The 19,697-nt window shown below is 73.9% G+C and carries 18 protein-coding genes; 10 read left to right on the forward strand and 8 right to left on the reverse strand.

The features are described 5' to 3' along the window. Nucleotides 1-77: 77 nt before the first annotated feature. The 5 genes from OF852_RS10400 to OF852_RS10420 form a co-directional block, all read right to left on the reverse strand. Nucleotides 78-983, reverse strand: a complete 906-nt coding sequence (locus OF852_RS10400) for a TerC family protein (RefSeq protein ID WP_271119090.1) — start codon at nt 981-983, stop codon at nt 78-80. Nucleotides 984-1,044: 61 nt separating this feature from the next. Then, the gene (locus tag OF852_RS10405) at nt 1,045-2,112 is read right to left on the reverse strand and encodes a threonine aldolase family protein (RefSeq protein WP_271119091.1); all 1,068 of its coding nucleotides are present in this window, start codon (nt 2,110-2,112) and stop codon (nt 1,045-1,047) included. 59 nt (nt 2,113-2,171) lie between these two features. After that, nucleotides 2,172-2,795: an SDR family NAD(P)-dependent oxidoreductase gene (locus OF852_RS10410; protein ID WP_271119092.1), complete on the reverse strand. Its 624-nt coding sequence runs from the start codon at nt 2,793-2,795 to the stop codon at nt 2,172-2,174. Next, complete coding sequence (locus tag OF852_RS10415) at nt 2,792-4,204, reverse strand: DUF6421 family protein (RefSeq protein ID WP_271119093.1); 1,413 nt, start codon at nt 4,202-4,204, stop codon at nt 2,792-2,794. Before OF852_RS10415 ends, OF852_RS10410 begins: the two co-directional genes overlap by 4 nt. Before the next feature lie 126 nt (nt 4,205-4,330). Beyond that, nucleotides 4,331-5,152: an arginase family protein gene (locus OF852_RS10420; RefSeq protein WP_271119094.1), complete on the reverse strand. Its 822-nt coding sequence runs from the start codon at nt 5,150-5,152 to the stop codon at nt 4,331-4,333. A gap of 125 nt (nt 5,153-5,277) precedes the next feature. Between OF852_RS10420 and OF852_RS10425 the strand changes: the two genes are divergently transcribed. Beyond that, on the forward strand, nt 5,278-5,706 hold the full coding sequence (locus tag OF852_RS10425) for an Lrp/AsnC family transcriptional regulator (RefSeq protein ID WP_271119095.1): 429 nt from the start codon (nt 5,278-5,280) through the stop codon (nt 5,704-5,706). A 6-nt stretch (nt 5,707-5,712) separates the two neighbouring features. Here the strand turns inward: OF852_RS10425 and OF852_RS10430 are convergent, their stop codons facing one another. Next, the gene (locus OF852_RS10430) at nt 5,713-6,069 is read right to left on the reverse strand and encodes a hypothetical protein (protein ID WP_271119096.1); all 357 of its coding nucleotides are present in this window, start codon (nt 6,067-6,069) and stop codon (nt 5,713-5,715) included. Between the two features lie 224 nt (nt 6,070-6,293). On the opposite strand from OF852_RS10430, the gene OF852_RS10435 reads away from it, so the two are divergent. From OF852_RS10435 to OF852_RS10475, 9 genes are all read left to right on the forward strand, one after another. Continuing rightward, on the forward strand, nt 6,294-7,943 hold the full coding sequence (locus OF852_RS10435; protein WP_271119097.1) for an ABC transporter transmembrane domain-containing protein: 1,650 nt from the start codon (nt 6,294-6,296) through the stop codon (nt 7,941-7,943). After that, a complete protein-coding gene (locus OF852_RS10440; RefSeq protein ID WP_271119098.1) occupies nt 7,940-9,697 on the forward strand; it encodes an ATP-binding cassette domain-containing protein in 1,758 nt (585 codons plus the stop codon). The genes OF852_RS10435 and OF852_RS10440 overlap by 4 nt, the downstream gene beginning before the upstream one ends. A 145-nt stretch (nt 9,698-9,842) precedes the next feature. Beyond that, a complete protein-coding gene (locus OF852_RS10445) occupies nt 9,843-10,772 on the forward strand; it encodes an AEC family transporter (RefSeq protein WP_271121162.1) in 930 nt (309 codons plus the stop codon). Between the two features lie 108 nt (nt 10,773-10,880). Beyond that, the gene (locus OF852_RS10450; RefSeq protein ID WP_271119099.1) at nt 10,881-11,903 is read left to right on the forward strand and encodes a LacI family DNA-binding transcriptional regulator; all 1,023 of its coding nucleotides are present in this window, start codon (nt 10,881-10,883) and stop codon (nt 11,901-11,903) included. A 30-nt stretch (nt 11,904-11,933) separates the two neighbouring features. Then, the gene (locus OF852_RS10455; protein WP_271119100.1) at nt 11,934-13,235 is read left to right on the forward strand and encodes an extracellular solute-binding protein; all 1,302 of its coding nucleotides are present in this window, start codon (nt 11,934-11,936) and stop codon (nt 13,233-13,235) included. A 7-nt stretch (nt 13,236-13,242) separates the two neighbouring features. Then, entirely contained in the window at nt 13,243-14,181 is a 939-nt protein-coding gene (locus OF852_RS10460; protein WP_271119101.1) for a carbohydrate ABC transporter permease, read from the forward strand. A 62-nt stretch (nt 14,182-14,243) separates the two neighbouring features. Then, nucleotides 14,244-15,077, forward strand: coding sequence for a carbohydrate ABC transporter permease (locus OF852_RS10465; protein ID WP_271121163.1), 834 nt, complete (start codon nt 14,244-14,246; stop codon nt 15,075-15,077). A gap of 2 nt (nt 15,078-15,079) precedes the next feature. After that, nucleotides 15,080-16,141, forward strand: coding sequence for a glycoside hydrolase family 130 protein (locus OF852_RS10470; protein ID WP_271119102.1), 1,062 nt, complete (start codon nt 15,080-15,082; stop codon nt 16,139-16,141). Between the two features lie 36 nt (nt 16,142-16,177). Continuing rightward, nucleotides 16,178-18,220, forward strand: a complete 2,043-nt coding sequence (locus tag OF852_RS10475) for a hypothetical protein (RefSeq protein ID WP_271119103.1) — start codon at nt 16,178-16,180, stop codon at nt 18,218-18,220. Here OF852_RS10475 and OF852_RS10480 read toward each other — a convergent pair whose 3' ends face one another. Both OF852_RS10480 and OF852_RS10485 read right to left on the reverse strand, forming a co-directional pair. After that, complete coding sequence (locus OF852_RS10480) at nt 18,221-18,631, reverse strand: hypothetical protein (RefSeq protein ID WP_271119104.1); 411 nt, start codon at nt 18,629-18,631, stop codon at nt 18,221-18,223. 17 nt (nt 18,632-18,648) lie between these two features. Beyond that, nucleotides 18,649-19,488 (reverse strand): exodeoxyribonuclease III, encoded by an 840-nt coding sequence (locus OF852_RS10485; RefSeq protein WP_271119105.1) that lies wholly within the window; start codon nt 19,486-19,488, stop codon nt 18,649-18,651. Nucleotides 19,489-19,697 lie beyond the last annotated feature (209 nt).

Consider the following 19,697-nt stretch of genomic DNA (forward strand, 5'->3'; position numbering starts at 1 on the left):
CGTGGGCGGGGGCGTCATGGGGCGTCACGTCGAGCCGCCGCCGTACCGCACGCCGGCTCAGACGGCGAGCCGCGGCGTCAGGCGTCGCGGTCGGCCGCCTGAGCCGATCCGCCGTCCGTGCCACGCGTGCCGGCCGAGCTGATCGGCTTCCGCGAGAGCTCGACCCGGCCCTCGCCGAGGTGGAGGGCGGCGGCGGTCGCGTCGGCGTCGTCCGCGCGCGAGGTGGACTGCCGGAGCGCGACCGGCGCATCCGCCTCCCCGTGCGCCTTCCGCTGGCGTGCGCGGTACGCGAGGTTGAGGCCCTCGACGACGACCGCGAAGGCCATCGGGCCGTAGATGAAGCCCTTGTCGACGTGCACGTCGAAGCCCTCCGCGATGAGGAAGGCGCCGATGAGCACGAGGAAGGCGAGCGCGAGGATCTTCACCGAGGGGTGCTTGTTCACGAAGCCGAAGATGACCTTCGCCGAGAGCATCATGATGCCGAAGCTGAGGACGACGGCCGCGATGATGACCGCCATCTCGTCGACCATGCCGACCGCGGTGATGACGGAGTCGAAGGAGAAGACGATGTCGAGCAGCACGATCTGCAGGATGATCGCCGCGAAGCTCACCGAGCCGGCCTTCGGGCCGTGGCCGGACTCCGTGCCCTCCAGCTTCTCGTGGATCTCCTTCACCGCCTTGTAGACGAGGAAGAGGCCGCCCGCGATGAGGATCAGGTCGCGGCCCGAGAAGCCCATGCCGAACACGGCGAAGAGGTCGTCGGTGAGGCCGATGATCCAGGAGGCCGCGAAGAGGAGGCCGATGCGCGTCACGAGCGCGAGCAGGAGGCCCAGGTTCCGCGCCTTCGCCTGCTGCTCCACGGGGAGCTTGGAGGCGAGGATGGAGATGAAGATGACGTTGTCGACGCCGAGCACGATCTCGAGGATGAAGAGCGTGAGGAAGGCGACGACGAGGTCGGGGGTCAGCTCGAATGCGAGGTCCACCAGGCGATCCTGGTGAGGCCGGCTGGGGGAACGCCCGGATCGTGCAGTGGGTGCAGGTTCGCTAGCGCGCGAGCTCCTCGCGGATGACGGCGACGAAGGCGTCGATGTCGGCCTCCGTCGTGTCCCACGAGGTCATCCAGCGCACCTCGCCGGCCGCGCGATCCCAGTCGTAGAAGCGCACGCGCTCGCGGATGCGGTCCGCGACCGCGTTGTCGAGCACCGCGAACACGGCGTTCGCCTCGGTCGCCTGGCTGAAGCCGAGCCCGCTGATCGTGCCGTCGGCGAGGCCCGCCTCGAGCGCGCCGCGCAGGCGCGCGGCCATCGCGTTCGCGTGGGCGGCCGAGCGGAGCCCGAGCCCGTCGTCGAAGAGCGAGAGCAGCTGCGCGCTCATGAACCGCATCTTGGAGCCGAGCTGCATGCCGAGCTTGCGGAGGTAGACGAGCCCGGGCGCGCGGGAGGGGTCGAGGGCGACGATCGCCTCGACGCCGAGCAGGCCGTTCTTGGTGCCGCCGAGGCTCAGGATGTCGACCCCGGCCTCCGTGGTGAACTCCCGGAACGGCACGTCGAGCGCCGCGGCCGCGTTCCAGATGCGGGCGCCGTCCATGTGGAGGGCCATGCCCTTCGCGTGGGCGAGCTCGGCGATCGCCCGCACCTCGTCGACGGTGTAGCGGGTGCCGAGCTCGGTGGTCTGGGTGATGCTCACGGCGAGCGGCTGGGCGCGGTGCTCGTCGCCCCAGCCCCAGGCCTCCGTCTCGATGAGCTCGGGCGTGAGCTTGCCGTCGGGGGTCGGCACGGTGAGGAGCTTCAGGCCGTGCACCCGCTCGGGCGCGCCCGCCTCGTCGGTGTGGATGTGGGCGGTGCCGGTCGCGATGACGGCGCCCCAGCGCGGCATGAGGGCGGTGAGGGCGGTGACGTTCGCGCCGGTGCCGTTGAACACCGGGAAGGTCTCGGCGGCGTCGCCGAAGTGCTCGCGCACCACCTCGGACAGGCGGGCCGTGTAATGGTCCTCGCCGTAGGCGATCTGGTGGCCGCCGTTCGCGGCGGCGATCGCCTCGAGGGTCTCGGGGTGGATGCCCGCGTAGTTGTCGCTCGCGAAGCCGCGGGTCTCGGTGTCGTGCAGTCGCTGCATCCCGCCATCCTCTCGTGTCTGGTGCGGCGTCGCGCACGGCGCCGCGGGCGGCGGCCGGCTCAGAGCCGGATGCGCGCCCCGGCGATGGAGGCGAGCGGCGCCTCCCACAGGTCGACCGCCGCTGCCGCGACGACCGCGGGTGCGGTGTCCTGCTCGCCGTCGCCGAGCGAGCGCACCACCCAGGTCACGGCGGCGGCCGGCGTCTCCCGCCAGCGCGTGGCGAGCTGCCCGACCCACGACTCGGCGGCGAGCTTCGCCGCCGCATAGGCGGAGGCGGGCGGGCCGTCGTGCGTGACCGCCGTGGAGGAGACGATCGCGAGACGCCCGGCGTCCGAGGCGAGCAGCGCCGGCTCGAACGCCGCGGAGGCGTGCAGCAGGCTCGTCACGAGGCGGGCGTTCAGCCAGTCCGCGGTCTCGTCGCTCCAGCCCGGCTTCCAGCCGCCGATGAGGTGGACGAGCCCGTCGACCCGGCCGTGGCGCTCGAGGACGCGCTCGGCGAGGCGGGCCGCCTGCTCCGCATCCACGAGGTCGGCGACCTCCCGGGAGGCGGCCGGCACGGTCGCGAGGCGCTCCGCATCCGTCCCGACCGCGACGACCTCGTGACCGGCATCCCGCAGCGCCGCGGCCACGGCGCGCCCGGTCGTGCCGGTCGCCCCCGGGAGGACGACGACGCGCGCGCTCACGCGGCCGCGGGCGCGTCGGCGTCGCGGGCGGTGATGCCGCGCGTCGACTCGATGACCTCGGTCATCTTCTTCGACAGCGCCTCGTAGAACATCGACAGCGGGAACTCGTCATCCAGGACGGCGTCGGTGAAGCCCTTCGGCGGTCCGCTCAGCACCTCGTCCGGCAGCCCGCGCGCCCAGCGGGATGCGGGGTGCGGCGCGACCGTCGCCCGCACGAGCTCGTAGGCGGCGAGCCAGTGGGCCGTCTTCGGGCGGTCGATGGAGCGCCAGTAGAGCTCGTTGATGGCGTCGCTCAGCTCGACGACCACGTCCGGCACGGCGTCCCAGTCGAAGGCGAGCTGCGTGTCCGTCCAGTGCAGGACGCCCCGCTGGTGCAGCCACGCGAACAGCAGCTGGCCGCCGAGACCGTCGTAGTTGCGGACGCGCGTGCCCGTCAGCGGGAAGCGGAAGAGCCGGTCGAAGAGGATCGCGAGCTGCGCGAGCGCGGCGCGGTCGCGGGTGAGCTCGTCGGTCGCCTCGTCGCGCACGAGGCGCACGCACTCGCGGAAGGCGGTGAGGTCGCAGCGCAGCTCCTCGAGCGAGTAGAGGAAGAACGGCATCCGCTGCTTGATCATGAAGGGGTCGAAGGGGAGGTCGCCGCGCATGTGGGTGCGGTCGTGGATGATGTCCCACAGCACGAAGGTCTCCTCCGCGAGCCGCTGGTCGCCGATGAGTCGCTCGGCGTCGGGCGTGAGCTCGAGCTTCGTGATGTCGGCGGCGGCGCGGGTGACGCGGCGGAACCGTGCGGCCTCGCGGTCCTGGAAGATCGCGCCCCAGGTGAAGGCGGGGAGCTGCCGCATCGCGACCGTCTCGGGGAACAGCACGGCCGAGTTCGTGTCGTAGCCGGGCGTGAAGTCGACGAGCTTCAGCGAGACGAAGAGCTTGTTGCCGTACTCCCCCGCCTCCAGCTCGGCGATGAACTCGGGCCAGATGACCTCGACGATGAGCGCCTCGACGAGCCGGTCGGGGCTGCCGTTCTGGGTCGTCATCGGGAACAGGACGAGGTGGCGGAGGCCGTCCTCGCGGTGCAGCTCGGGACGGAAGGCGACGAGCGCGTCGTGGAAGTCGGGCACGCCGAATCCCTCGCCCGCCCAGCGCTCGAGGTCGGCGACGGTCTGCGCGAGGTACTCGGCGTCGTGCGGGAAGGCGGGCGCGAGCGCGCGGATGCCGGCGACGATCGCGGCGACGTGCTCGCGCGCGGCGACGTGGTCGCCCGGCTCCGGGATGCTGCCGTCCTTGATCTGGAGCAGCTGGATCGCGGTCGCGGCGGCCTTGAGCTGCTGCCAGGCGGCGCTGTGCTCGGCGGCGGAGGCGTCCTCGACGACCTCCGGCTGGCCGACGACGGACGGGGTCTGGGCGATGGATGTCATGAAGCGCCTCCTTCCGCCATCGAGCCTATGGACGGAGGCCGCGACGAGGGTTGCGTTCGACGCACGCTTCGTGCGTCGACGCACGATCTGCGCGCGTCCCGTGCGCCGATCGCACGGATCGCGCGATCAGTCCGCGTCCGGCGCCCCCAGCGCGCCCCAGAGCGGCTCGAGCGCGTCGACGACGCGGACGGCCGCCATGGCGTCCTCCCCCGGCTCCGCCTCCAGCTCGGCGATCTCGACGCCGATGACGCGAGCGGCGGCCAGTGCCGCGGCGCAGGCGCGCAGTTCCTCGAGCCGCATGCCGCCGTCGACGCGGTACTCGGTGGGCACGAGGCCCGGCTCCAGCACGTCGCAGTCGAGGTGCACGTACACTGGGCGGCCCGCGACGAGCGCGCCGAGGCGCTCCGCCATCCCGTCGCCGACCGGGACGAGCTGGATGCCGCCGACGGCGGTCAGCTCGAGCTCGGCCGGGTCGAGATCCCGGGCGCCGACCAGGATCGCCTGGTGCCGCGAGAGCCCCGAGCCGAGGCCGGACTCCCACATCCCGAGCGCGGCCGAGAGCGCCAGCCCGCCGAGGTAGCCGGTCGGGGTCGACGTCGGGATGTTGAGGTCGGCGTGCGCGTCGAACCAGACGACGACGGCATCCGGCTCCGCCTGCGCGACGGCGGGGAGCGTCGCGATCGCGGCCGCGCACCGGCCGAGCGCCGTGACCGGGCGCTCGCCGCGCCGCAGGACCTCCCGCATCCGCGCCGAGACCTCACGCAGCAGCGGTGCCGCCGCGTCGAGCTCGACGCGCCAGTCGGCGGCGAGCGCGGGCTCGGGGCGCCCGACGGTCGTCGGCGCGGTCGCGAGACGCCGGCCCAGCGCTTCGGCGAGGAGCGCGGAGGCGGTCATGGCGCGGCCGTTGCGGTCGCCGATCCGGCCGGCGATGCGGGTGAGGGCGAGCATCATGGCGATCCTTCCGTCGAGCGGGGTTCGAGCGTACGAGTCGGCGATATGGAGGATCAATCGGCGTGGAGCCGACATCCGGGCGAGTGATACAGCATTCTGCTGCTCGCACGTACGCTTTCTGCATGCTCGACGACCTCGACCGCCGCCTCGTCTCCCTGCTCCGCGCCGACGCCCGGATGCCGATCGCCGCGCTCGCGCGCGAGCTGCAGGTCAACCGCGCGACCGTCACCTCGCGCATCGAGCGGCTGGTCGCCTCGGGGGCGATCGAGGCGTTCACCGTCCGGCTCGCGAACGAGGTGGACCGCGATGCCGTCCGCGGGGTGACGATGGTGCGGAGCGAGCCGAGCGCCGGGCAGGACATCGTGCGCGCGGCGCGCGGCCTGCCCGAGGTCGAGCACATCCACTCGACGCTCGGCCGCTGGGATCTCGTGATCCAGCTGCGCACCGCCACCATGACGGAGTTCGACGTCGCGCTCGAGCGCATCCGCACGATCCCGGGCGTCCGGGACACCGAGACGAGCCTCCTCTTCACCTCGCTCACCGGGCGCTGAGCGAGCTCAGGGCCGGCGCTGGTCCCTCGGCGGGGCCACCGTCCTCGAGCCGATGCCAGGGTCGCGGAAGGCGTTCGGGTGGCGTGCGAGGAGCCGGGCGCGTTCGAGGTACGACAGCGGCGCCGCGGCAGGTGCCCCGGACCACGCGAGCGCGGCCGCGAGCGGTCGGACCACGATCGCGGTGAGCGGCGCGATGAAGCCCAGCACCGGGTCGCCGGGGAACAGGGACACGAAGCCGAGGATGCCGAGGCCGAGGGCGGCGCCCACGACGAGCAGGATCGGCCAGCGGGGGCGGAGCGGCTCGGTCAGTCCCAGCAGCGCCCCGAGGAGGGCGCCGATGGCGAGGGCGATGGCGACGGTCACGGTCGGCGCCTCCTCGGCAGCTCGGACGGATGCTGGGGTGGGGCGCACCAGAGCAACCCCACCTATATCGGTACGACACGATAGCCCGACCGGGCGGCATGAGCGCGAGCGAGGCGGATCCTGTGGACAACCGCACGCGGACCATGCGGCGGGGCGACCCGTTTACTTAGGGCAGGCTAAGCTGATCCTTCGGCGGCGCACCCCGGCCGCCTGATCGGAGACCCGTGCCACCCCGCCTCGCGGCGAGCCCGCGCCGCCTCGTCGCCTCGACCGTCTGGTCCTCGCGCCGCCGCATCCTCCCCGGCACCCTCTTCACCACGGGGCACCAGGTGTGCGAGGTGCTCGTCCCGGTCGTCGCGGCCGCCGTCGTCGACCTCGGCATCCGCACGGGGGAGCCGGCCCGCATCGCGCTCTGGCTCGGCATCCTCGTGGTCCTCTTCCTCGCCCTCGCGACCTTCGGCCGCCTCGGCGCGCGCTTCGCGGTCTCGGCCACGGAGCGCACGCAGCACGACGTCCGCATGCGGCTCGTCGACCGCATCCTCGACCCCGTCGGATTCCGCGACGGGGCGCGTTCGACGGGCGAGCTGCTCACCGTCACCGGCTCCGACGCCGGCAACCTCGGCCGGAGCGCCCTGCTCGGGATGTGGCCCGTCGGCCAGAGCGCGGCGGTCGTCGTCGGGGCGGTCATCCTGCTCGGCATCTCGCTCCCGCTCGGCCTCGCCGTGCTCGTGGCGGGCCCGCTGCTCCTCATCGCCATGGACCGCGTCTCGCGCACGCTGCGCCGCCGCACCGAGCGCGCGCAGGAGGCCGTCGCCGGCACCGCGACGATCGCCGCCGACGCGGTGCAGGGCCACCGGACGCTCCGCGCGCTGGGCGCGCGCGGCGTCATGATCGGCCGCTACCGCGCCTCGAGCCGGGCGGCGCTCGCCGCGACGCTCTCGGTGCGCCGGGCGGAGGCCGTCTTCGAGGCCGTCGCGCGATCCGCGGGCGGGCTGTTCTCGGTCGGCATCGCGATCGCCGCCGGCGCCGAGGCGCTCCAGGGCCGGCTCACGCCGGGCGAGGTGATCGCCGTCGTCGGGATCGTGCAGGTCATCATGGGGCCGCTCGAGGCGCTCGCCGTGGATGTGGGGGAGCTCTGGTCGGTCGCGGTCGCCTCCGCCCGCCGCTCGCTCGAGGTCCTGCGGGCGCCGGGGGCGCATCCCCGCGACGGCGACGGCGCCCGCACCGACGCGGCCGGGGCCGCGGCGCCCGGCGACCCCGCCCTCGCGATCCGCTCGCTCGCAGGCGAGGCGCTCCGCGGGCTGGACCTCGAGGTGCGTCGCGGCGAGCTCGTCGCCGTCCTCGCCGGGGTCGAGGCCGGGAGCGAGCTCGCCGGCATCCTCGCGGGCCGGGTCCAGCCCGGCGCGGGCGCCGTCGAGCTCGGCGCCGAGCCGCTCGCCGGCATCCCGGCGGGGGAGCGGCACGAGCGCATCGTCGTCGCGCCGAGCCGCGCCCACGACGCCGAGGGGGTCCTGCCGGTCGACCTGCCGGCCGCCGCGCTCGAGGCGGCCGCGCTCGAGGGCGCCGGCCGCGACCCGATCCGCTCCGGCGGCGAGCGGCAACGACTCGCGCTCGCCCGCGCACTCGCGAGCGGCGACGGGGTCCTCGTGCTCCGCGATCCGACGACGGCGGTCGACCCCGTGACGGAGGCGAGGATCGCCGGGCGGCTCCGGCACGCCGTGCGCGACCGCGCCGTCCTCCTCATCGCGGCGGCGCCCGCGCTCCTCGCGGTCGCCGATCGCGTGCTCTGGGTGCGGGACGGCCGCATCGAGCACGTCGGCGCGCACGCCGAGCTCCTCGCCGCCCACGCCGAGTACCGTGGGGCCCTCTCGTGAGCGCCCTCGGGATCGCCACCGCCCGCGAGTCGCGCCGCCGCCTCGGCCTCGCCGCACGCGGCCGCCGCCGGATCCTGCCGCTCGCCGCCGCGCTCTTCGCCGCCGCGGCCGTCGCGAACCTGCTCGTGCCGATGGCCTTCGGCCGGATCGTGGATGCCGTGGTCGGCGGGGGCGGGACGCCCGAGCTGCTCGGCGCCGCCGCCCTCGCGGTGGCGGGCGTCGTGCTCGGCGCCGTGCTCGGCTCGCTCGGCATCTGGGCGGCCGCCCGCCTCATCGACCCGGTGCTCGCGCGACTCCGCGAGGACTTCGTCGCGGCCGCGCTGCAGCGCGAGGGCGACGCCGACCGCGAGCTCGTCTCGAGGGCGACCGACGACATCGAGGCGCTCGAGCGCGCCGGCGCGGGCGCGATCCCGGCGGTCGCCGCCTCCGCCGCGGCCGTGCTGGCGACGATCGGCGGCATGCTCGCGCTGCACCCGCTCTTCGCGGTCGCGATGCTGTGCGCGGTGCCGATCCACATCCTCGCCCTGCGGGTGCATCTCGTGCGCTCGCCGCGGATCTACGCGGCGGAGCGGGCCGCGATCGCCCGGCGCACGCGGATCGTGCTCGACGCGGTCCGGGTGCGGGATGCGGTGCTCGCCTTCGGGCTGAGCGGCCGGACCTCGGGCCGCATCGAGGGCCGCTCGCTGGGGGCGCTGCGCTGGGCGGTGCGGGCCCGGGTCGAGCTCGGTCGCCTGTTCTTCCGCATGAACCTCGCCGAGCTCGTCGCGATGCTCGGGGTGCTGCTCGTCGGCGCGCTCCTCGTGCCCGCGGGCCAGGCGACCCTGGGCGAGGCGGCGACGGCGGCGCTCCTCGTGCTCGCGCTCTTCGCGCCGATCGGCGCGCTCCTGTTCTTCGCCGACGAGCTGCAGTCGGCGCTCGCCTCGCTGCGGCGGGTGACGGCGCTCGAGCCGCCGCGCGGGGACGCGGGGGAGGGGGATGCGGGGGAGTCCCCGGCGGGCGGGCCGGCCGTGCAGGCGAGCGCACCCGCCGTGCGGCTCGCCGCCGCCTCCGCCGCCTATCCGGACGGCCCGCAGGTCGTCGCCCCCGTGGACCTGGAGATCCCGGCCGGCCAGCTCGTCGCCGTCGTCGGCGCCTCCGGCTCCGGCAAGACGACGATCGCCCGGCTCGTCGCGGGCATGCTCGCGCCCGAGGGCGGCGTCGTCGAGGTGCACGGCGCCCGCATCGCCGAGCTCGAGGAGCGGCAGCGCGCCGGCCTCGTCGCGATGCTCGACCAGGACGTGCACGTCTTCGCGGGCACCCTCCGCGACAACGCCGCGCTCGCGGCGCCGGAGGCCGATGACGCGCGCATCGCGGCGGTCCTCCGCGTGACGGGCCTCGACCCCGCCGACCGCGAGCACCTCCCCGCGGGCCTCGACACCGTCCTCGGCGACGCCGGGCTCGCCCTGCCGGCCGCCGACCAGCATCGGCTCGCGCTCGCGCGGGCGGCGCTCGGCCGGGCGCGCGTCGTCGTGCTCGATGAGGCGACCGCGGATGCCGGCAGCCGCGAGGCGGGCGAGCTCGAGTCCGCCGCGCGCGCGGCCCTCGCGGGGCGCACCGTCATCTCGATCGCCCACCGGCTCTCGCAGGCGGCGGCCGCCGACCGCATCCTCGTCGTGGAGGCCGGCCGCGTGATCGAGGACGGCGCGCACGCCGAGCTCGTCGCCGCGGACGGCGCCTACGCGCGCCTCTGGTCGGCCTGGAGCGCCGGCCGCTAGCCCCGTCCACCCCTTCGGGAGGGTTTCTGCGCGACGCGCCGGCCGACCGGGCGCGACACGCCGCCCGCCGGCTGAAACCCCTCCCGGAGAGATGCGGGAGGGGCGGGTTTCCGTCGCCCGTCGGGGAGGAGGATGATGGGTGGCGATGATCGGGGTGCTGACGGGGTTCGCGATCATCGCGGTCGTGATCGGGGCGGGCTACCTGATCGCCCGGATCCGGATCGTGCCCGAGGATGCGGGCATCGCGCTCAACCGCACCGCGTTCTTCGTCGCCAGCCCCGCGCTGCTGTTCACGATCCTCGCCGAGGCCGACCTCCGCGAGGTGTTCTCAGGCTTCCTCCTCGTGGCGGCGCTCACGGCGGTCGCGGCGGCGATCCTCTACGTCGCCCTCTCCCGCATCCTGTTCCGGATGCCGATGCCGGAGACCGTCGTCGGCGCGACCGCCTCCGGCTACGTCAACGCGAACAACATCGGCCTGCCGGTCGCCGTGTACGTCGTGGGCGACGTGCAGTACGTCGTGCCCGTCATGCTGTTCCAGCTCATCGTGGTCGCGCCCGTCGTGCTCGGCCTGCTCGACGTGTCGGCGCTCGGCAACGCCTCGCCCGGCAAGATCCTCACGCAGCCGCTGCGGAACCCGATCATCGTCGGCTCGGCGCTCGGGGTGCTCGTCGCGATCCTCGGGCTCGAGGTGCCGGAGCCGATCATGGCGCCGCTCGAGATCCTCGGCGGCGCGGCGGTGCCGCTCATGCTCCTCGCTTTCGGGATGTCGCTGCGCGGCCAGCGGCCCCTCGCGCCGGGATCGCGGCGTCGCGCGATCGTGGCGGCGACGGTCATCAAGTCGGTCGTCGCGCCCGCGGTCGCGTACCTGCTCGCGCAGTTCGCGTTCCACCTGCCGGCCGAGCAGGTCGTCGCGGCGACGATCATGGCGGCGCTCCCGGCGGCGCAGAACGTCAACAACTACGCGGTCCGCTACGGCCGCGGCGTGATCCTCGCGCGGGATGCGGTGCTGCTCTCGACGGCCGCCGCGGTCCCGGTGATCTTCATCCTCGCGGCGCTGTTCCATCTCGGCGCCTGACCCCTTCGTCGCCGCGCCGTACCTGGGGATGGGCTGGCAATACGCGACCGCGTGCCCTGAACCGGTTTAGCGTGCAAGGCACCTGAACCGGTTCAGAGAGGATCCGGGATGCCGAGCAGCCGCCCCACCATCAACGACGTCGCCCAGCGCGCCGGCGTGAGCAAGGGCCTCGTCTCGCTCGCCCTCAACGACCGGCCCGGCGTCTCCGCCGCGAGCCGCGGCCGCATCCTCGACGTCGCCGCCGAGCTCGGCTGGACGCCGAGCCTCCGAGCCCGCTCGCTCAGCGTCGACCGCTCCTTCTCGCTGGGTCTCGTCGTCGCGCGCGACCCGGGCGTGCTCGCCGCCGACCCCTTCTTCCCGGCCTTCATCGCGGGGGTCGAGGAGGAGCTCCAGGCGCGCGGGCTCGTCCTCACCCTCGCGATGGTGCCGAGCGAGGAGCGCGAGCTGCAGACCTACCGCCAGCTCGCCGGGGACCGCCGCGTCGACGGCGTCTTCATCACCGACCTCCGCCGGGGCGACCCCCGCATCCAGCTCGCGCTCGAGCTCGGCCTCCCCGCCGTGACGCTCGGCCGGCCCGAGACCGCGAGCCCGCACAGCTCGGTCGCGATCGACGACGGCCCCGGCATCCGCGACGCCGTCGAGCATCTCGCGGGCCTCGGGCACCGCCGGATCGCCCACGTCGCGGGCCCCGACGCGCTGCTCCACGGCGCGCGCCGCCGACGCTGCTTCGAGGAGGCGATCGCGGCCGCGGGCCTCCCGGGAGAGCTCGTCGAGCCGACCGACTTCTCGGCCGCCGCCGGCGCCCGCGCCACCGAGCGGCTCCTCGCCGCAGCCGAGCCGCCCACCGCGATCGTCTACGCGAACGACCCGATGGCGATCGCCGGCATCGGGATCGCGCAGTCGCGGGGGATGCGCGTCCCCGAGCAGCTGAGCGTCACCGGCTTCGACGGCAGCGACCTCGGCCAGTACCTCTACCCGCCCCTCACCTCGGTCTCGACCGACGTCACCACCTGGGGGATCGCCGCGACGCGCGCGCTCCTCCGGCGCGTCGACGGCGGCGAGCCCGAGGAGCTCGAGCTCGAGCCCGCCCGCCTCATCGTCCGCGGCTCGACCGCCGCCCCATCCCGCTGACCCACCGCACCACGACGAAGGAGTCGCACCATGAGATCCCCCGCACGACGCAGCCTCCCCCTCCTCGCGCTCGCCGCGACCTCCGCCCTCGCGCTCAGCGCGTGCGGCGGCGGTGGCGGCGGCACGCCCGGCGCCGCGAACGACAGCCGCGGCGACATCACCATCTGGTACTCGAACAACGAGTCGGAGGTCGCCTGGGGCGAGCAGATGGTGGAGGCCTGGAACGCCGACCACCCCGACGAGCAGATCACCGCACAGGAGATCCCCGCCGGCAAGAGCAGCGAGGAGGTCATCGGCGCCGCCATCACCGCCGGCAACGCGCCCTGCCTCATCTACAACACCGCCCCGAGCGCGGTCGGCCAGTTCGAGAAGCAGGGCGGCCTCGTCGACCTGTCGAGCTTCGAGGACGGCGCCTCCTACATCGAGGAGCGCTCCGGCGACACCGCCACGCAGTACCAGAACGCCGAGGGCGCCTACTTCCAGATGCCGTGGAAGTCGAACCCGGTCGTGATCTTCTACAACAAGGACCTGTTCGAGCAGGCCGGCCTCGACGCCGAGAACCCGGCCCTGTCGACCTACGACGAGTTCCTCGAGACCTCGAAGACGCTCGTGGATGCCGGGGTCGCGCCGAACGCGATCCTCCCGGCCCCGACGAGCGAGTTCTTCCAGACCCAGTTCGACTTCTACCCGCTCTACGCGGCGGAGTCGGGGGGCGCGCAGCTCGTCGAAGACGGCAAGGCCACCTTCGCGGACGACGCCGGCTACGCGGCCGCCGACTTCTGGGCCCAGCTCTACGCCGACGGCCTCGCCGGCCAGGAGCAGTACCAGGGCGACGCCTTCGCCGACGGCCAGGCGGCGATGTCGATCGTCGGCCCCTGGGCGATCTCGGTCTACGGCGACAGCGTGAACTGGGGCGCGGTCCCGGTCCCGACGAGCGCCGGCACGGCACCTGAGGAGACCTACACCTTCAGCGACGCGAAGAACATCGGCCTCTACTCGGCCTGCGACAACCAGGCGACCGCGTGGGACGTCCTGAAGTTCTCCACCAGCGAGGAGCAGGACGGCCAGCTCCTCGAGATGACCGGCCAGATGCCGCTCCGCCAGGACCTCCCGACCGTCTACGCCGACTACTTCGAGGCGAACCCCGCCTACGCGGCCTTCGGCGACCAGGCCTCCCGCACCGTCGAGGTGCCGGCCGGGCCGAACACCGTGCAGATGCTGCAGACCCTCCGCGACGCCTGGTCGAAGAGCGTGATCTTCGGCGAGGGCGACGTGCACGCCGCGCTCGACGACGCGGCGGCGAAGGTCGACGAGCTCGCGGCGCAGCCGTAGGCCGACCGTGACCGCGACCACGGCCCAGCGCTCCTCCGGCGGGTCCGCCCGCCGGAGGGAGCCGCTGGTGCGCCGCATCCTCGGGCGGAACCCGCTGGGGCTGCTGTTCAGCGCGCCGTACCTCGTCTTCGTCCTCGCGATCTTCGCGTGGCCGATGATCTACAGCGTCTGGATCGCGTTCCACGACTTCTTCTTCGCGGCGCCCGGCGCCCAGGTCGAGCGGCCGTTCGTGGGGTTCGAGAACTTCCAGGTCGCGATCGCCGACCCGGCGGTCGCGCGCTCCTTCCTCAACGTCGGCGTCTTCCTGCTCATCAACGTGCCGCTCACGGTCGCGCTCTCGCTGCTCCTCGCGACGGCGCTCGACAAGGTGGTGCGCGCGCGGACCTTCCTCCGGGTGAGCTACTACGTGCCCTACGTCACCGCGAGCGTCGCGGTGGTCGCGGTGTGGCTCTTCCTGTTCAACGGGAACGGCCTCGTCAACCAGCTCCTCGGCCCGCTCGCGCCGGACCCCTCGTGGCTCATCAACGAGCACCTCGCGATGCCGACGATCGCGATCTTCGTGACCTGGAAGCAGCTCGGCTTCTACATCCTGCTGTACCTCGCCGCCCTCCAGGCGGTGCCGAGGGAGCTCTACGAGTCGGCGTCGACGGACGGCGCGGGGGCGATCCGGAAGTTCTGGTCGGTGACCGTCCCGGGCGTGCGCCCGGCGACCGTGCTGGTGCTGCTCGTCTCGACCGTCACGGGCGCCAACCTCTTCACCGAGCCGTACCTGCTCACGGGCGGCGGCGGGCCCAACGGGGCCTCCGCATCCCCCGTCCTGATCATGTACCAGCGCGGGCTGCAGCAGGGGCAGCCGGATGTCGCGGCCGCGATCGGCGTGCTGCTCGTGATCGCGGTGCTCATCATCGCCTGGCTGCAGAACCGTTTCGTCGGGAGGGAGAGCTGATGGATGCCGAGACCGGACCCGGGCGCGCGCCGCGGCGCCGCACCCGCTCGGGTGCACCCGACATGTCGCGCGGGGCGGGCATCCTCCGCGGTGTCGTGCTCGCGCTCGGCGCGATCGCCTTCCTCTTCCCGTTCTATTACATGGTCATCGGCTCGCTGCAGGCGAAGCCCGACCCGACGCTCGCGGGCGCGTTCCCGGCGCCGTCGAATCTCACCCTCGACAACTACGCGAACATCAACGACCGGATCGGGCTCGTCCAGGGCCTCGTGAACTCCGGGATCTTCACGGGAGGCGTGCTGCTCGGCACGATCGTGTTCGGCCTCCTCGCCGGCTACGCGCTCGCGCAGCTGCAGTGGCGCGGCCGCGGCTTCACCTTCGGCCTCGCGCTCCTCGTGCAGGTGGTGCCGTTCCAGCTGCTCATGATCCCGCTCTACGTGCTCATCGCGCGCGACTACGGGCTCGCCGACTCGCACCTCGGGATGATCCTGCCGTTCTTCATCAACTCGGCGGCGGTCATCATCTTCCGGCAGTACTTCCTGCAGCTGCCGAAGGAGCTCTTCGAGGCGGCGCGGATCGACGGCGCGAGCGAGCTGAAGCTGCTCACGAGCATCGCGGTGCCGCTCGTGCGGCCGGCGCTCATCACCGTGATCCTGCTCACCTTCATCGGCCCGTGGAACGAGTTCCTCTGGCCCTTCCTCGTGACGAAGGACGCCGCACTGCAGCCGCTCGCGGTCTCCCTCGCCAACTACATCTCGAACGTCGCCGCCTCGACGGCGAACCCGTTCGGGGCGACCCTGGCGGGCGCGGTCGTGCTCGCCGCCCCCGTCGTCGTGCTGTTCATCGTGTTCCAGCGGTACTTCACGTCGACGGACATCGGATCCGGAGTGAAAGGCTGACCATGCCCCAGACCACCTTCCCGTACTCGCTGACCCGCGCGGGCGTCGTCATGACGCCGGCGCCCGGCGACGAGCTCGAGGCGGAGGGCGTCCTCAACCCGGCGAGCGGGCGCGGTCCCGACGGCGAGCTCTACCTGCTGCCGCGTCTCGTCTCCGCCGGCAACGTCTCCCGCGTGGGCCTCGCGCGCGTGGTCGTCGAGGACGGCGTGCCCGTCTCGGTCGAGCGGGAGGGCGTGGTCCTCGAGCCCGAGACCGGCTTCGAGCGCGGCGCCTCGAACGCCGGCACGGAGGATCCGCGGGTCACCTGGATCGAGGCCCTCGGCCTCCACGTCATGACCTACGTCGCGTACGGCCCGCTCGGGCCGCGCACCGCGATCGCCGTCTCGGAGGACCTCCGCACGTGGCGCCGCCTCGGCCCCGTGACCTTCGCCTGGTCGCCGGAGGTCGACACCGATCTCAACCTCTTCCACAACAAGGACACCGTGTTCCTGCCGGAGCCCGTGACGGCCCCCGACGGCACGCGCTCGCTCGCCGTGCTGCACCGGCCGATGTGGGATCTCGGCGAGATCCGGGCGGGGGAGGGGATCCACCTCCCGGCGGGGATCGAGGACGAGCGCCAGAGCATCTGGATCGCGTTCGTGCCGCTCGCCGACGTCGAGGAGGACGTGTCGGCGCTCACCCACTGGCGCGGCAGCCGCTTCGTCGCCGGCCCCGAGCACCCCTTCGAGGCGCTCAAGATCGGCGGCGGCCCCGCACCGCTCCGCGTCCCCGAGGGCTGGCTGCTCCTCCACCACGGCGTGACCGGCAAGCTCGCCCGCGTCATGGAGCAGCAGCAGCACGTCAACTACGCCGCCGGCGCCATGATCCTGGATGCCGAGCGGCCCTGGGAGGTCGTGTCGCGCACGAGCGAGCCGCTCCTCCAGCCGGAGACGGACGACGAGCGGAGCGGCATCGTGCCGAACGTCGTCTTCCCGACCGCGATCGAGGAGATCGACGGCACCCACTGGGTGTTCTACGGCATGGCCGACTCCAAGATCGGCGTCGCCCGCCTCGACCGCACCTGACCCCCCCGCCCGATCCCACACGGAAGGACTTCGACGATGAAGCCCACGACGCGGCGACCCCTCGCCGCCCTCGCCACGCTCGCCCTCGCCGCGGGCGCGCTCACGGTGGCCGCCCCCGCGGTGGCGACCCCCGCATCCCCCGCCCCCGCCGCGCCGCTCGCGAACCTCGACCACCTCGACTGGCTGATGGACACCGCGAGCCCCGGCGAGGTGCCCGGTCACACCACCTATCGCCTCGCCGAGGAGCCCGAGCTGACGCTCCCGTGGACCTACGCCGACGCCCGCGACGGCGGCACCTTCGAGCGCATCGGCGGCGGCCAGCGCGACCCGGAGACCGGCGACTGGACGCAGGGCGCGTACAACGCCGACGACGTCTCGCGCGCCGCCGTCGTCTACCTGCGCCACTGGCAGCAGACCGGCGCCGACTCGAGTCGCGACGCCGCCTACGAGCTGCTCCGCGCGCTCGCCTACTTCCAGACGGTCGAGGGACCGGATGCCGGCAACGTCGTGCTGTGGATGCAGCCCTCCGGCGAGCTCAACCCGAGCGCCGAGCCGGTCGAGCTGCCCGATCCCTCCGACTCGGCCGAGAGCTACTGGCTCGCCCGCACGATCTGGGCCTACGGCGAGGGCTACGCGGCCTTCGCGGGCGGCTCGGCCGAGGATGCGCGCTTCGCCGCGTTCCTCCGCGAGCGCCTCGACCTCGCGGTCGAGGCGGTCGACCGGCAGGTCCTCGACGAGTACGGCACGTGGGAGCGCTCCGACGGCGTGAAGGTGCCCGCGTGGCTCATTGTCGACGGCGCCGACGCCTCCGCGGAGGCCGTGCTCGGGCTCGCCGCCTACGTCGACGCCGCCCCGCGCCGGGCCTCGGCGGACGCGCGCGATGCGCTCCGCAAGCTCTCCGAGGGCATCGCCGCGATGTCGGTCGGCGACGAGCGCGCCTGGCCGTACGGCGCGATCCGCCCCTGGACGCGCTCGACGAGCATGTGGCACGCCTGGTCCTCGCAAATGCCGGCGGCGCTCGCCGCGGCCTCCGAGGTGCTCGGCGACCGCCGGCTGCTCGCCCCGGCCGCGCGCGAGGCGAGCTCTTTCGGCCCGCTCCTGCTCGCCTCCGGCGGCCCCGACAACGCCTGGTACCCCTCGCCGATCGAGCGCGTGCAGATCGCCTACGGCGCCGACTCGCGCCTGCAGTCCTGGCTCGCGGTCGCCGACGCCCGCCGCTCCGCGGGCCTCGAGCAGCTCGCCGCGATCGAGGCAGCGTGGTACTTCGGCGCGAACCGGGCCGGGGAGGCCATGTACGTGCCCGAGACGGGCGTCACCTTCGACGGCCTCCAGGCCGACGGCTCCATCAACCGCAACAGCGGCGCCGAGTCGACGATCCACGGCCTGCTGTCGATGATCGCCCTCGACGCGCATCCCGAGGTCGCGGCGCGCGCCCAGGCGGTCGCGACCGAGCGCGTGCGCGACGGCCTCCAGGTCGTGGAGGCCGAGGATGCGACGGGCGACGGCGAGGCGGTCGTGCCGGAGTCGTCGTGGACGGGGGAGTCCGGCTACAGCGGCGGCGCCTACCGCGACCTCGCCCGCGGCGACCGGGCGCGCTTCGCGCTCGAGCCCTCGACGCAGCCGCGCTGGATCGAGCCGATCCTCTGGCTCGAGCCCGGTCGGACGGCGGGGGCGCTGTGGACGGACGGCCGCGGCCTCCGCGGGACCCTCGGGGCCACGGCGGCCCGGGGTCCCGCGCAGGGCGTCAGCGAGGTGCCGGGCGTGCTGCGCCCCGAGCTGCTGACGCGGCCGCTCGCGGCGGGCCGCGAGGTCGTCGAGGTGCGGGCGCTCACCGCGCTGCGGGTCGACGCGCTCCTCGTGCGGCCGCTCGTCGCCCGCGCCGAACTCGGAGGCGAGGGCGCGACGCAGCTGCTCGCCTCGAGCGCGCGGACGACGCAGCGCGTCGAGGTCGGCTGGCGCGGCGAGCGTGCGACCGTGCTCGTCGTGAAGGCGGACGGCTCGACGCGGAGCGAGCGCGGCATCCGCGGCGAGACGCGCATCGAGCTCCGCCCCGGGGAGTTCGCGATCGTCACGCGCTGATCAGCGCCGGCGCCGGCCGAGCAGCATCCCGATCGCCCCGCCCGCGAGGAGGAGGGCTGCGACGCCGGCGATCGGCACGACGAGCATCCCCCACTCGCGGTCGGGCGGAAGCTCGCCCGAGGCGACCCCGAGCGCGATCCCCGCGCACGCGACCGCGCCGAGCACGAAGGCGAGGATCTCCAGCGGCCGAGCGGGGTCCCCCTCGGGCACGTGCTCGCCGCGTGCGCCGCGCCGCGCCCGCGACCGGGCGATCTCGTCGACCACGCCCATGAGCGCGCAGGCGCCGAAGAACAGCGTCACGAGCCAGCCGATGGGATCTGCGGGATCGTGCTGCACGAGGAAGAGGCCCACCCCCGCGATGAGCCCGCCGAGGACGGCGAGCAGCCATCCCGGCATCCGCTCCCCGAGCATCAGCGGCTCCGGCCGGCTCAGAAGATCATGGGCCGGTCGTCGTCGTCCTCGTCCTCCAGGTCGAGGTCGACGACGACGGGCACGTGGTCGCTGGGGGCGTCGCCCTTGCGCTCCTCGCGGTGGATGCTCGCGCCGGCCACCGCATCCTGCAGCGGCTTCGAGCCGAGGACGAAGTCGATCCGCAGCCCCTCGTTCCGCGGGAAGCGGAGCTGCTTGTAGTCCCAGTAGGTGTAGCCCTCGGGGAGGAGCGGCCGCACGACGTCGGCGAGTCCGATCTGCTCGAAGGCGCGGAAGGCCTCGCGCTCGGCGGGGGAGACGTGGGTGGTGACGCCCTCGATGACGGTGGGGTCGCCGACGTCGCCGTCGAGGGGCGCGATGTTGAAGTCGCCGGTGAGCGCGAGCAGCTCCTCGGGGTGCGCGGCGAGCCGCTCGGCGGTGCTGGCGCGCAGGGCCTCGAGCCAGTCGAGCTTGTACGCGTAGTGCGGGTCCTGGAGGCCGCGGCCGTTGGGCACGTACAGGCTCCAGATGCGGATGCCGCCGGTGGTCGCGGCGATGGCGCGCGCCTCGAGCGGGAGGTCGGGCCCCTCGTGGCCCTTGAGGAAGCCGGGCATGCCGGCGAAGGTCGTCTCGATGTCCTCGAGCGGATGCCGGCTGGCGATCGCGACGCCGTTCCACTGGCTGAGCCCGTGGGTGACGACCTCGTAGCCGGCCTCCTCGAAGGCCTCGTGCGGGAACTGCTCGTCCTTGCACTTGATCTCCTGCATGGCCAGCACGTCGACCTCCTCGCGACCGAGCCAGTCGACGATGCGCCCCACCCGGGCGCGCACGGAGTTGACGTTCCAGGTCGCGATGCGCATGGCGTCCACGCTATCGCCGCCCGCCGACGCGCCGCGGCGATCACCCGAGCCCCTCCCCACCCGCCCACCCACCCGCCCCTTCCGAAATGCAGGACGCGCGGAGCCTCCACCCCGGGATGACGGGGCTCGTGCGCGGCGCGGCGGGGTCTGATCCTGCATTTCGGAAGAAGAGGCGGGGAGGGGGCGCGTACGGAAGCGTTGACGGCCCC

It is taken from the genome of Homoserinibacter sp. YIM 151385, assembly GCF_027912415.1.
GTDB lineage: Bacteria > Actinomycetota > Actinomycetes > Actinomycetales > Microbacteriaceae > Schumannella.

What these genes read in the sequence shown, in the direction of transcription:
- OF852_RS10405 (WP_271119091.1), bottom strand. Translation starts at nt 2,112, where the DNA reads ATGCAGCGACTGCACGACACCGAGACCCGCGGCTTCGCGAGCGACAAC.
- OF852_RS10415 (WP_271119093.1), bottom strand. Translation starts at nt 4,204, where the DNA reads ATGACATCCATCGCCCAGACCCCGTCCGTCGTCGGCCAGCCGGAGGTC.
- OF852_RS10420 (WP_271119094.1), bottom strand. Translation starts at nt 5,152, where the DNA reads ATGCTCGCCCTCACCCGCATCGCCGGCCGGATCGGCGACCGCAACGGC.
- OF852_RS10425 (WP_271119095.1), top strand. Translation starts at nt 5,278, where the DNA reads ATGCTCGACGACCTCGACCGCCGCCTCGTCTCCCTGCTCCGCGCCGAC.
- OF852_RS10445 (WP_271121162.1), top strand. Translation starts at nt 9,843, where the DNA reads ATGATCGGGGTGCTGACGGGGTTCGCGATCATCGCGGTCGTGATCGGG.
- OF852_RS10450 (WP_271119099.1), top strand. Translation starts at nt 10,881, where the DNA reads ATGCCGAGCAGCCGCCCCACCATCAACGACGTCGCCCAGCGCGCCGGC.
- OF852_RS10455 (WP_271119100.1), top strand. Translation starts at nt 11,934, where the DNA reads ATGAGATCCCCCGCACGACGCAGCCTCCCCCTCCTCGCGCTCGCCGCG.
- OF852_RS10465 (WP_271121163.1), top strand. Translation starts at nt 14,244, where the DNA reads ATGTCGCGCGGGGCGGGCATCCTCCGCGGTGTCGTGCTCGCGCTCGGC.
- OF852_RS10470 (WP_271119102.1), top strand. Translation starts at nt 15,080, where the DNA reads ATGCCCCAGACCACCTTCCCGTACTCGCTGACCCGCGCGGGCGTCGTC.
- OF852_RS10475 (WP_271119103.1), top strand. Translation starts at nt 16,178, where the DNA reads ATGAAGCCCACGACGCGGCGACCCCTCGCCGCCCTCGCCACGCTCGCC.
- OF852_RS10480 (WP_271119104.1), bottom strand. Translation starts at nt 18,631, where the DNA reads ATGCTCGGGGAGCGGATGCCGGGATGGCTGCTCGCCGTCCTCGGCGGG.
- OF852_RS10485 (WP_271119105.1), bottom strand. Translation starts at nt 19,488, where the DNA reads ATGCGCATCGCGACCTGGAACGTCAACTCCGTGCGCGCCCGGGTGGGG.